The organism is Mucilaginibacter sp. P2_D11, assembly GCF_056404435.1.
Genome location: NZ_JBFUEA010000002.1, coordinates 142,380 through 154,207, shown reverse-complemented (window position 1 = coordinate 154,207; position 11,828 = coordinate 142,380). Strand labels below are relative to the sequence as shown.

Annotated in this window: 11 protein-coding genes; 8 read left to right on the top strand and 3 right to left on the bottom strand. The window is 47.1% G+C overall.

Features of this window, described 5'->3' with window-relative positions; genetic code table 11:
* Window positions 1-7: 7 nt before the first annotated feature.
* Complete coding sequence (gene pdxA / locus AC1DXC_RS03635) at window positions 8-1,063, bottom strand: 4-hydroxythreonine-4-phosphate dehydrogenase PdxA (RefSeq protein WP_477457774.1); 1,056 nt, start codon at window positions 1,061-1,063, stop codon at window positions 8-10.
* Between the two features lie 196 nt (window positions 1,064-1,259).
* Here pdxA and rsmA point away from each other — a divergent pair, with 196 nt between their 5' ends.
* Window positions 1,260-2,039 (top strand): 16S rRNA (adenine(1518)-N(6)/adenine(1519)-N(6))-dimethyltransferase RsmA, encoded by a 780-nt coding sequence (rsmA, locus tag AC1DXC_RS03630; protein ID WP_477457773.1) that lies wholly within the window; start codon window positions 1,260-1,262, stop codon window positions 2,037-2,039.
* Window positions 2,040-2,065: 26 nt separating this feature from the next.
* On the top strand, window positions 2,066-2,785 hold the full coding sequence (locus AC1DXC_RS03625) for a hypothetical protein (RefSeq protein WP_477457772.1): 720 nt from the start codon (window positions 2,066-2,068) through the stop codon (window positions 2,783-2,785).
* Window positions 2,786-3,021: 236 nt separating this feature from the next.
* On the opposite strand, the gene AC1DXC_RS03620 is transcribed toward AC1DXC_RS03625, so the two are convergent.
* Entirely contained in the window at window positions 3,022-3,585 is a 564-nt protein-coding gene (locus AC1DXC_RS03620) for a hypothetical protein (RefSeq protein ID WP_477457771.1), read from the bottom strand.
* A gap of 277 nt (window positions 3,586-3,862) precedes the next feature.
* Between AC1DXC_RS03620 and AC1DXC_RS03615 the strand changes: the two genes are divergently transcribed.
* Complete coding sequence (locus AC1DXC_RS03615) at window positions 3,863-4,627, top strand: slipin family protein (RefSeq protein WP_477457770.1); 765 nt, start codon at window positions 3,863-3,865, stop codon at window positions 4,625-4,627.
* Window positions 4,628-4,766: 139 nt separating this feature from the next.
* On the opposite strand, the gene mfd is transcribed toward AC1DXC_RS03615, so the two are convergent.
* Complete coding sequence (mfd, locus tag AC1DXC_RS03610; RefSeq protein ID WP_477457769.1) at window positions 4,767-8,117, bottom strand: transcription-repair coupling factor; 3,351 nt, start codon at window positions 8,115-8,117, stop codon at window positions 4,767-4,769.
* A 156-nt stretch (window positions 8,118-8,273) separates the two neighbouring features.
* Here mfd and AC1DXC_RS03605 point away from each other — a divergent pair, with 156 nt between their 5' ends.
* The 5 genes from AC1DXC_RS03605 to AC1DXC_RS03585 all read left to right on the top strand — a co-directional run bounded on the left by AC1DXC_RS03605 (window position 8,274) and on the right by AC1DXC_RS03585 (window position 11,789).
* Window positions 8,274-8,690: a DUF4199 domain-containing protein gene (locus AC1DXC_RS03605; protein ID WP_477457768.1), complete on the top strand. Its 417-nt coding sequence runs from the start codon at window positions 8,274-8,276 to the stop codon at window positions 8,688-8,690.
* Complete coding sequence (locus AC1DXC_RS03600; protein WP_477457767.1) at window positions 8,683-8,997, top strand: DUF2752 domain-containing protein; 315 nt, start codon at window positions 8,683-8,685, stop codon at window positions 8,995-8,997. Before AC1DXC_RS03605 ends, AC1DXC_RS03600 begins: the two co-directional genes overlap by 8 nt.
* Window positions 8,998-9,151: 154 nt before the next feature.
* Window positions 9,152-9,520, top strand: coding sequence for a TM2 domain-containing protein (locus tag AC1DXC_RS03595; protein WP_477457766.1), 369 nt, complete (start codon window positions 9,152-9,154; stop codon window positions 9,518-9,520).
* Window positions 9,521-9,948: 428 nt separating this feature from the next.
* Window positions 9,949-11,046, top strand: coding sequence for a Nif3-like dinuclear metal center hexameric protein (locus AC1DXC_RS03590; RefSeq protein ID WP_477457765.1), 1,098 nt, complete (start codon window positions 9,949-9,951; stop codon window positions 11,044-11,046).
* Complete coding sequence (locus AC1DXC_RS03585; RefSeq protein ID WP_477457764.1) at window positions 11,046-11,789, top strand: zinc ribbon domain-containing protein; 744 nt, start codon at window positions 11,046-11,048, stop codon at window positions 11,787-11,789. Before AC1DXC_RS03590 ends, AC1DXC_RS03585 begins: the two co-directional genes overlap by 1 nt.
* The last annotated feature ends 39 nt before the right edge of the window (window positions 11,790-11,828 follow it).

The window sequence follows — 11,828 nt, the reverse complement described above, 5'->3', positions numbered from 1 at the left end:
AGTGGTTTTAGTCCCTGTCGCGGCTAAGCTTGGTAAATAACAGCGGGTTTTCGTTCAGCTCGGCTGTTTCACGGCGGTGTTTGATGATATGGATAGCCGTGAATAACGCTTCGCGGAAGGATATCTCCGATGCCATGTTTTTGCCCGCAATATCATAAGCCGTGCCATGGTCCGGCGAAGTGCGCACGAAGCTGAGCCCGGCGGTATAATTTACGCCCGATTCGAAGGCGATTTGCTTAAAAGGGATAAGCCCCTGGTCGTGGTACATAGCCAGCACAGCATCAAACTGCAGGTAAGTGCCGTTGGCAAAAAAACCATCGGCCGCATATGGGCCAAAAGCCAGAACATCATGTGCACGAGCTTCTTCTATGGCGGGGATGATAACGTCTTTTTCTTCATTGCCTATAAGGCCGTTATCGCTGGCATGGGGGTTTAGGCCCAGCACGGCAATTTTGGGTTTGCGTACCCAAAAATCATCGCGCAGGCTGCTGTGCATCAGCTTCAGTTTGGCTATGATTTTTTCGGTAGTGATGCTTTCCGATATTTTCGATACGGGGATATGCCCCGTAACCACGCCAACGCGTAGGGTTTCGCTCACCAAAAACATCAGCGATTCGTTTGCGCTATCGCGCGATTGCAAGTACTCGGTATGCCCCGGGAAATTGAACTCCTCGCTCTGGATATTATCTTTGTTGATAGGAGCGGTAACCAGTCCGTCTATCTTGCCGCTCAGGAGGTCGTCGGTAGCGCGTTGTAATGATTGATAAGCGTATTTACCGCCTTCGGCCGTAACGGTGCCCAGCTCTATACGTACGTCTTCTTCCCAGCAGTTCACCATATTGGCCCGCTTGGATATTGCTTGCGATGCATCGTCGACGATATTGAAATTAAGCTCGTTTACCTGCGTGGCCCTGCGGTGGAACGATGCCACCTTGCTGTGCCCGTAAACAATTGGCGTGCAGTAATCGTATATTTTGGTATCGGCCAGCGTTTTGATGATTATCTCTAACCCAATGCCGTTAATATCGCCGATGCTTATCCCTATTTTAGGTTTGTCGCTCATGATTTATTTTGATTTCACCGATTTAACTGATTTCACCGATTAGCCGTTGTGGCGAGTTGAATACAGGGAAATGGTTATAATTGCTTTAAGCTTTGGCCGTTGCGGTTTAGCTTAATATGCAAAGAAAAAGATTTTAAGTTTATAATTCCTTAATAAAGCGCAAATATGCCTTAATTTGCTTAAATATACTTGTATAATGACATTAGTAAGAGCAAAAAAACATTTAGGCCAACACTTTCTTACTGATAAAAATATTGCGCAGAAAACGGTGGAGAGCCTGCGCGCCGGCGATAAATACCGGCAGGTGCTGGAGGTTGGCCCCGGTATGGGCATCCTGTCGGATTTTCTGTTGCAAAAGCCCGAATACGAAGCCTTCCTAATCGACATCGACACAGAATCGTACACGTTTCTGCAAAAGAAATACCCGGCACTGGGCAGCAGATTAATCAATGCCGATTTTTTGGAGCTCGATTTCGCAAGTCTCTTCGAGCCGAAGATGGCGGTTATCGGAAACTTCCCCTATAATATTTCCAGTCAGATACTTTTTAAGATATTGGATAACCGGGAGCGGGTTGTTGAGGTGGTGGGCATGTTCCAGAAAGAAGTGGCCGAGCGCTGCGCCAGCAAGCCGGGCAGTAAAGAATATGGTATCCTGAGCGTTTTTTTGCAGGCCTATTATAAAGTTGAATATTTATTCACAGTTAAAGCAGGAGTTTTTAACCCTCCGCCCAAAGTACTCTCGGCGGTTATCCGTTTAACCCGCAACGAAACCGAAACTCTCGGTTGTGACGAAAAACTGTTTTGGCAGGTAGTAAAGGCCGGCTTTAACCAGCGACGCAAAACATTGCGCAACGCGCTATCGTCCCTCATCAATAAAGAAAAAATGACCGAGAATAAAACGCTCGATTTAAGGGCCGAGCGGTTAAGCGTGGCTGATTTTGTTGCGTTGACCAATGAGATAACCGCGAATAGATGAAAAGGCTGTCGGTTACCATTTTCCTATTGTTTGCCGGTATTTGCGGCTTTGCACAAAAAACGCTCACTGCAAAGTCACCAGTTATAAGCACAAAAAGGGTTTACCTGCAGTACGGAAATCAAAAGGATAGTTTGTTAATTCCTGTAATATCTAACGATTACCCGGCTTTGCAAAAAGCGTTTTCAGATTCGGTATTATTCTCTGGCGATAAGCTCCCGGATGTGGTGGACAACTATAGTACTTGCGGATGCGGCGTTACGAGCTTAAATTATAAGGTAGAGTATTCCAACAATCTGCTTGTTTCCATTAGGTTGCTTTACGAAGGCATGGTGGCTTACCCTTCGTCTTATCAAAAATGGCTGACGCTATTTGTTGAAGATGGGAAGCCGATACCGTTAAACACTGTATTAGGCGAGGCGGGTATGGATTATGTATTGCAGAAGTACAAAGCAGTCCTCATTTCACGAATTAAGCGCAATCTGATTACTCAGACGCATGATGCTGATGCTATTTCCGCACGCAAAGAACTATTAGAGGCCGCCCGAGGCTTAAAAGCGCATGATATTATTAGCAAATTCCTCATTACGCCTAAAGGACTGCTTGTAACAACGGATAATGTGCTGCCGCATGTTATACAAAGTTTTGAACCACCGCGCGAAGTGTTATTTACAAGGGCAGAATTGCGAAAATTCATCGCGGCTTATTCCGTAGAACCGGGATGGCATACTACAATCAAAAAACCTTAACGTCTGTTGAGTCATTTAACCCTTCGATTTCTTCACGGAATCGGCTATACGTTTTACGAACAGGTGGTTTGCCGTGCCGCCAATTACTACTCCAACAACAGGTATTAGCTTGTGTTCAGCAAACCAGCGTTTGGTTCAAAACAGACTCTATGCTTCGCATGTAGTTCAAGCGCTCGAACCCGACCGTGAAGTTTTCTTTTCTCATGCTGAACTTAAAAAGTACGCAAAGGCTTAAATTAATAAACTTTCACCTCAACCGGCCCTTTTATCCCCTGCGATTTCTTTACCGAATCGGCCATGCGTTTTACGAACAGGTAGTTTGCCGTGCCGCCAATTACTGCGCCAACAACAGGTATCAGTCTTTCGGCAGTGCGTACGCCAAAGGCCAGTAACAGCTTTTCGGCAATGCTTTCCATTACGGTTTTGGTCATGGCAACGCCGGCTTCTATTTTAAAAGAGGCGGCAACCAGCCCCATAAATTCCTCGAAACTTATTTTATAACTACCTCGGCTGTAGTACATAATAGCCATGGTAACCCTGAACTGTTGAGTGATGAGGTTAATGAAATCGACCGGCATGCCTACCAACATAGTGATGATGCCACCGCTGCCTGATATGGCTCCCGAGCCTGCTGCCAGGTAGGCGCATTGGTTGATGAATTTATCCAGCCCCATTTTATCCACGCCGCGTTTGATGTTCAGCTGGTCTATATGGTCGAATATCTGCCTGAAGCCGTCGTTGGATAATTTAACGGCGTATTGTTTTATATCGGTGCGCGTACGCTTGAATGGTAATTTCATATTGGTTGCAGGCCTATGTTTGCCAATGGTGTATTGCCATTTACGTGCCAACATTTTATAGCAGCAGAAATGGCGCGTTTAGGCATATCAGCTGGCACGGATCATGTGTCATTCCTGGCTATTTTACAGGCAATTAGCCGCTGAAAATATTTTTTGCATATATCGAAATGTACGCTACATTTACCGCGTAATCGCATACCGGTGAAACTTCCCCGAAACCTCAAAATCCTCCCGGAACCTACAGGCAGGCGATGCGTTCATTAAACAACAAAACATCATGTATTTACTTATTGTATTAGCTATCGCCCTTGTGCTGGTAGTAATTAGTGCTCACATTGCGCAGGAGTATCAACGCGCCATTGTTTTCCGTTTAGGCCGCTACAGCCATACCGCCGGTCCGGGGCTTTATTTTATCATTCCCTTTGTTGACAGGCAGATAACCGTTGACATCCGTACCCGCACGGTTGATCTGGAGCAGCAGGAAACCATCACTAAAGACAGCGTAACCATTAAGGTGAACGCCGTGCTTTGGTTCAAGGTAATTAATCCAGAAGACTCGATTATCAAGGTTGCCAATTATAACCAGGCGGTTTACCAGTTTGCGGTGACAGCGCTGCGGAACATTATCGGCCAGCACCATTTGGATGAAGTGTTGCGCGAGCGCGAACAGATAAACTCAACAATGCAAAAAATTGTAGATGCTGCCACCGAGCCATGGGGCATTAAGATAGTGATGGTAGAGATGAAGGACGTAGAGATCCCCGAATCGATGCAGCGCGCCATGGCACGAGAAGCCGAAGCCATCCGCGAGAAACGCGCCCGTATCATCAAAGCCGAAGCCGAATTGGAAGCATCCATCAAACTAACGCAAGGTGCCAAACAAATGGAAGGCAGCCCGATAGCCCTGGAACTTCGCCGCATGCAGATGCTATCGGAAATCGGCATCGATAACAATACCACTACTATTGTATTGGTACCATCTGATTTTACCAATGCTGCCAGGAGCTTTACGGAGATGGTGAGTAAGAAGACGGAGGGGTAAGAATATTAAATAACGTCCTGCTGAATTAAATTCAGCATCCCACATGCGCAGTGACATCGCAGAGGTGTTTGCTTTTATGATGGGATACCGAAACAAGTTCGGCAGGACGATTTATTGAGTTGGCCCGAGCGATAGGTGTCTACACCCCAACCACCAACAACTCCTCCAAAACTTCCAGTGCTTCATTAATATTTCCCACCCTATCTACGCTTAAGCGGAGGGTGTTTTTTACCTCTTTTAAGTTGGTGCGCCTCGGGTTACGCTGTACAAAGGCAAGCACTTCGCGGAAGGCATCGCTTTCGAAATAGGCAGATTGCTGGTTGGTGATGAAGTACCCGCGCAGTACGTTGTTTTTAAGGGACACTTTTTCGAAACCGATGGTTTTGCCCAGCCATTGCAGGCGCATTGAGTTCAGTAAATCGTTTACCTGCAGGGGCACGGGGCCAAACCTATCGTGCAGTTGCTGCTTAAAGGCTTGTAGTTCGGTTTCGTTTTCCAGTTTGCTTAATTCGGTGTACAGGTTATACCGCTCGCCAATGTTCGTTACGTATTCATCCGGTATTAGTATCTCCTGGTCGGTATCAATCTGGGTAAAGCTGATGAATGGCTTGGGCTTTTCATCGGGGAACACGCCTTTGAATTCGTCTTCCTTCAGTTCCTGTATGGCCTCGTCCAATATCTTGTGGTACATATCGAAGCCTATTTCGGCAATAAAGCCGCTTTGCTCGGCACCCAGCAGGTTGCCGCTGCCGCGGATGTCCAGGTCGCGCATGGCTACGTTAAAGCCGCTGCCCAAATCGCTGAATTCTTCTATCGCGCTCAGGCGTTTGCGGGCCTCATTGGTGAGGGTTGATAACGGCGGACTCAGCAAATAACAATATGCTTTTTTGTTGCTTCGCCCAACACGGCCGCGCATCTGGTGCAGGTCGCTTAAGCCAAACATATGGGCGTAGTTGATAATAATAGTATTGGCGTTTGGGATGTCCAACCCTGCCTCGATGATGGTAGTCGCCACCAGCACATCGTACTCGTGGTTCACGAATTTCAGCATCACATCTTCCAGCGCGTCGCCCTCCAGCTGCCCGTGGGCTATGCCTATACGGGCTTTGGGGACGAGCTTGTGTATCATACCGCCCAGTTGTGGCAAGTCGGCAACGCGGTTGTGGATAAAGAACACCTGCCCGTCGCGCTCTATCTCGTGCTCTACGGCTTCTTTTATCAGCTTATCGTTAAACACATGCAGCTCGGTAACTACCGGTTGGCGGTTTGGCGGCGGAGTGGATATGATGGAAAGATCGCGTGCGCCCATCAGCGAAAAATGCAAGGTGCGTGGGATAGGCGTTGCCGTGAGGGTAAGCGTGTCCACATTGGCGCGCATCTGTTTCAGCTTTTCCTTTACGGATACGCCGAATTTCTGCTCCTCATCAATAATCATCAACCCCAGATCCTTAAACTTTACATCCTTACTCACCAAACGGTGTGTCCCGATGATGATATCTACCTTGCCCTCCTTCAATTTGGCAAGGGTGTCCTTTATTTGCTTGCTGCTTTTAAAACGGTTGATGTAATCGATATTGGCGGGGAAGCCCTTCAGGCGGTCGCTAAAGGTTTTATAATGCTGGGCGGCTAAGATGGTCGTCGGCACCAATATAGCCACCTGCTTGCTATCTGCAACGGCCTTAAACGCTGCACGCACGGCTATCTCGGTTTTGCCAAACCCAACGTCGCCGCAAATGAGGCGGTCCATCGGGTGCGGCGATTCCATATCCTTTTTAAAATCGGTAGTGGCCTTTTCCTGATCGGGCGTGTCTTCGTATAAAAAGGATGCTTCCAGTTCGGTCTGCAGGTAACTATCAGGCGAAAAAGCGTTGCCATCCTGCGCTTTACGCAGTGCGTAAAGTTTGATGAGGTCGCGGGCTATATCCTTAACTTTTTTTTTTGTTGTTTTCTTTAGCCGTTCCCAAGTGTCGGTGCCCAGCTTGTTCATGCGGGGCTGCGTACCCTCCTTGCCGCTGTATTTGCTGATGCGATTAAGCGAGTTGATATTTACGTACAGCAGGTCGTTATCGGCGTAAACCAGGCGTATCATCTCCTGTACTTTACCATTCACTTCCACTTTCTCCAGCCCGGCGTATTTACCTATGCCATGGTCTATATGGGTAATGAAGTCGCCGGGCTTCAAATCGCGCAGTTCTTTTAACGTGATGGCCTGCGAACGCTGATAGCCTTTCTTAAGTTTGTATTTATAGTATCGGTCAAATATCTGGTGGTCGGTATAGCAGGCGAGTTTTTGCTCCCGGTCTATAAATCCTTCGCGAATGGATACGCTTAGCGGCGTAAATTTTACCGTTTTATCCAAATCATCTAAAATGGCGTAAAGGCGTTCTACCTGCCTTGCGCTATCGGTAAGGATATAATTCTCTACCTTATCGGCCTCGTTGTTCTTGAAATTATGTATCAGCAGGCTAAAATCCTTATTGAACGACGGCTGCGGGCGCATATCGAACATAATTTGTGCGGCATCGTGGTAAAAGAATTGCTTGCCAAATTCTACCAACGGGAAATCGTGCAGTTGGTCGGCTATCAGTTTTTCGTCGGTAAAGCTGAATTTGGGGTCTATCCAATCGGGGTTCTGATTTTTCTCCTCTGCAGAAAGGGCCTTCCACAATTGGGTGGCTTTTTTATGCCCGGTTTGGATAATATCCAGCGTAAACTGCACATCCTTTATCCACACCTGTGTGCCGGCATCTACATATTCCAACAGGGAGATGTTATTCTCGGTAAGGAATTTAGATTGTACGTTGGGTACGATGGTGATATTCTTCACCTTCTCTACCGATAGCTGGCTCTCTATCTCGAACGTGCGTATCGATTCGATGGCATCGCCAAAGAATTCTACCCGGTAAGGCAAATCGTGCGAGAAGGAAAAGATATCTACAATGCCACCGCGTACCGAGAACTGCCCCGGCTCGTAAACAAAATCAACCCGGTCGAAATCGTATTCCACCAAAAACTCGCTGATGAATTCGAGGCTCAGTTTATTATTAACGGCAATCTCGAGGGTGTTTTTTTCCAGAGAAGCACGGTCTATCACCTTTTCGGCAATGGCCTCGGGGTAAGTAACGATGAGCTGGCCGTATTCGGTAGCGTGGTTAAGTTCGTTCAATACTTCGGCGCGGGCCAAAACATTGCTGCTATCGGGCTGGGTAAATTCGAATGGTTTGCGGTATGATGATGGGAAAAGCAGGGCTTCTTTACCGGTAAGGCTTTCCAGGTCGGCCTGGAAGTAGGCAGCTTCTTCCCGCTCGGGCAGCACGAATATCATGTGCTTGTGCTGCAAAAAATATAACGCAGCAGCCATGGCCGCATCGCCCGATCCGACTAAGCCCCTTAGCTGCACCCTTGGATTTTTACCGGCATTAAGCGCCTGCGCCAGTGCCTTTATCCGTTCGTCGGCCTTATACCTTTCTAATATATCGCGGATATTCAAAACGATGCAAATATAGGCAAAAAAGGGCTTTAAGACCTCTACTGTTAATTATGCAAAATTTGGGCAAACAAAACGGGACATACATTACTTTTAAATGATATTTCGCTGCCAGTAAGGCGGCGCCAACCAAAACCATAAACTAAAAATTTCTTCAATATGAAAAATTCAGTAATTTTCGGCGTAGTGATAGGCGTTTTAAGCACTATATGGCTTTTTGTACTGCGCGGCAACCATGCCGATCTTACCGATAGCAAGGTGGCGACCATAGAATACGGGTCGGTACTCATCCCGCTTATCGGGCTTTATTTCGGCGTCAGGAATTTCCGCGATGGCGAATTAAAGGGTAAGATGGGCTTTTTAGAGGCGCTCATCCAAAGCTTTAAGATACTGCTGGTAGGCGGTGCGCTAACTACATTTATCGGCATCGTTTTTGTAAACTGGGGCGGCATAAGCGCACACGATCCAACACTGCAGGCTTTTAGCGGCCGCATTTTTGGCGCTTTGCTGGTTGGCGTAATTATGGCCTTTGGCGTATCTTTACTGCTCACCACCCGCAGCAATAAGGTTGATTAAAAAGCTTTTTAACCGATACTTCGAACTGATATTTTGGATAGCTGCGATGGCTTGCCTGGCGTTTACCAACCCGGCGGGGCCATCGCATTTTAGCTTGTGCCCCTTAAAGTATCTGGGCTTTGTCTGGTGCCCCGGCTGTGGGCTAGGCCATGCCATCGCTTACTTGTTCCTCGGCGATATTCGGGCCTCTTTCCACGCGCATTGGCTGGGTATACCGGCGGTGCTTGGCATAATGTACAGGATATATGCCCTTATTTTCCCGGTAAACTACCTCGCCCGCATGCAAAAGCGCGATACTCACCGATAGATTTTCTTCCGGCAAAAGCCCGGCCCTGTTTCACCGTAAAATCCACCTCGTTTACCGATACTTTATCACATGCTGCCAATAATGCATTGACCACAGTTGTGTTTGGATGTAGTTTTACATCATAAATCATCACAAACATTAAAAAACAACAGCCATGAACACGCACTATGATCCTTATATGACCTTCTCGGATATGACAACCGAAGAAATGACATTTTTGCAACAGGCAACAAACGGCCTGAGCGAAAGACAGAAACAATACTTTTATATGGTTTACTCGGGCAAACGGCGCAGCCCGCAAGAGATACTGATTTATACGCTACTTGGTTTTGTGTGCATTGCCGGCGTACAGCGCTTTGTAACCGGGCAAATTGTAATGGGCATACTCTACTTTTTTACAGGCGGTTTCTGCGCTATAGGTACCATTATAGATTTAATTAACCACCGCTCCATCGCAACAGAGTATAACCAGAAAATGGCTTACGAAAGCTTCCAGATTACCAAAATGGCCGTTCAGGAATAATTAACGCAAAAACATCACCCCAAACTTTAAATACATACAAACATGAAAACCCTTAACAAAAACACCCATAAGCTAACCGTTCGTTTCGATAAAGAATTGCTGGCCCTGTTGCAGAACGACCTGAAAACCGCAAAGGCAAAAAAAGCGTGATAAGATAAATACTGAATGGGCTTAACGCCCGGGAAGACCGAAACGATTGTAAGCATTGGGAAGGGCCACAGCGCCCGGCGGCGATTGGCCCACCAAAGAAAATATTACAGGCGTTTTGGTCTTTGTTGTTTGTGGTGATTTTTAACCACAGAGGGCGCGGAGTAGCCGCGGAGCTTCACAGAGATTTAGGAGGAATGCCATTTAACCAACAGGAAGCGACTCAAATAAAATCCTGTCAATCTTTTTAATCTCCTCAATCCTGTATTACCTTCGCTTATATGAAATTAGCACAGCTTACCGCTTACCTGGAGAGCCTGGCTCCGCTGGCCTATCAGGAAGATTACGATAATTCAGGCCTGATTGTAGGCCACCCGGATGCCGATATCCACCAAGCGCTCATCTCTTTGGATTGTACCGAAGCCGTAGTAGATGAAGCCGTAGCCATGGGTTGCCAGGTAATCGTATCGCACCACCCCATCGTTTTTAAAGGACTAAAAAGGTTCAACGGCAAAACCTATGTTGAGCGCGTGGTAGAGAAAGCCATCCGCCACAACATCGCTATCTACGCTATCCATACCAATCTGGATAACATCATGACGGGGGTTAACGCACGCATCTGCGAAACGCTGGGTTTAAAAAATAGCCGAATCCTGGCTCCCAAGCACCAATTACTCAAAAAGCTGGTTACCTACGTACCCGTTGCGCAGGCCGAAGAGGTGCGCAATGCCTTATTTGCCGCAGGGGCGGGCAACATTGGCAATTACAGCGAAGTAAGCTTCAACGCCGAAGGCTTTGGTTCCTTTAAAGCAAACGAGCACGCCACCCCCTACGTGGGCGAGCCCGGCAAACGCCACCGCGAGCACGAGATACGCATAGAAAGCATTTACCCTACCAACCTGGAGAGCAAGATAATTATGGCCCTGGTACTGGCGCACCCCTATGAAGAGGTGGCGTACGACCTTTACGCCCTCACCAACCAAAACCAGCAAGTGGGTAGCGGCATGATTGGCGAGTTGGAAAATGCTAAGGATGCCAATGCTTTTTTAGCATTCGTAAAAGACAAAATGCGCGCAAGCGTTATAAGGCATACCGAATTTACGGACAAGCCCATCAAAAAAGTAGCGGTTTGCGGTGGCTCGGGAGGCTTTTTATTGAAGCACGCCATAGCCGCCGGGGCCGACATTTTTATCACCGCAGATTACAAATACCACGAGTTTTTTGATGCAGAAGGAAAGATAGTGATTGCCGACATCGGACATTTTGAAAGTGAGCAATTTACGCAACAATTATTGCATGAAATTATTCAAAATAAATTTGTTAACTTTGCGGTCCGTTTAACAAAAGTAAATACAAACCCCGTCAAATATTATATTTAATGGAACAAACTGTAGAACAAAAGCTTAAAGCTTTATACGACCTGCAAACCATCCACACCAAAATTGACAAGATACGCCAGGTACGCGGCGAATTGCCTATGGAAGTTGCCGATCTGGAAGATGACGTAGCCGGATTAGAAACCCGCATACAAAAAATAAAGAACGAGCTGGACGACCTTGAGGACGAAATTGTGACCCGCAAGAACATCATCAAGGAATCGCAAGCCAACACCAAAAAATACGAAGCCCAGCTTAACGAGGTTAAAAACAACCGCGAGTACGACGCAATCTCTAAAGAGATTGAGATACAGGGTCTGGATATACAGGTAAGCGAGAAAAAAATCCGCGAGTTTGGTTTCGAGATAGCATCTAAAACCGCCATCTACGAAAAAGCACAGGCCGATTTAGATGCCCGCCGTGCCGACCTTGACGCCAAGAAAGACGAGCTGGGTACCATTACTGCCGAAACTGAAAAGGAAGAAAACGAGCTGAACAGCCAGGCCGATAAAGCGACCGTGAACATAGAAGAGCGCTTGCTTACCGCTTACAACCGCCTGCGCAACAATGCAAAGAACGGCCTTGCGGTAGTAACTATACAGCGCGATTCATGCGCGGGCTGTTTTAACCAAATACCTCCTCAGCGCCAGAGCGATATACGCCAACGCAAAAAGATCATCGTTTGCGAGCACTGCGGCCGTATATTGGTTGATGAGCTGATGGCTTTGGAAGAAGAAAACGTATAACAAGCAACCAACTATAAATTTATATTTAGAAGGCTCCAG

Coding starts and splice junctions, on each gene's coding strand:
- pdxA (WP_477457774.1), bottom strand. CDS start 1,063: ATGAGCGACAAACCTAAAATAGGGATAAGCATCGGCGATATTAACGGC.
- rsmA (WP_477457773.1), top strand. CDS start 1,260: ATGACATTAGTAAGAGCAAAAAAACATTTAGGCCAACACTTTCTTACT.
- AC1DXC_RS03620 (WP_477457771.1), bottom strand. CDS start 3,585: ATGAAATTACCATTCAAGCGTACGCGCACCGATATAAAACAATACGCC.
- AC1DXC_RS03615 (WP_477457770.1), top strand. CDS start 3,863: ATGTATTTACTTATTGTATTAGCTATCGCCCTTGTGCTGGTAGTAATT.
- AC1DXC_RS03605 (WP_477457768.1), top strand. CDS start 8,274: ATGAAAAATTCAGTAATTTTCGGCGTAGTGATAGGCGTTTTAAGCACT.
- AC1DXC_RS03595 (WP_477457766.1), top strand. CDS start 9,152: ATGAACACGCACTATGATCCTTATATGACCTTCTCGGATATGACAACC.
- AC1DXC_RS03590 (WP_477457765.1), top strand. CDS start 9,949: ATGAAATTAGCACAGCTTACCGCTTACCTGGAGAGCCTGGCTCCGCTG.
- AC1DXC_RS03585 (WP_477457764.1), top strand. CDS start 11,046: ATGGAACAAACTGTAGAACAAAAGCTTAAAGCTTTATACGACCTGCAA.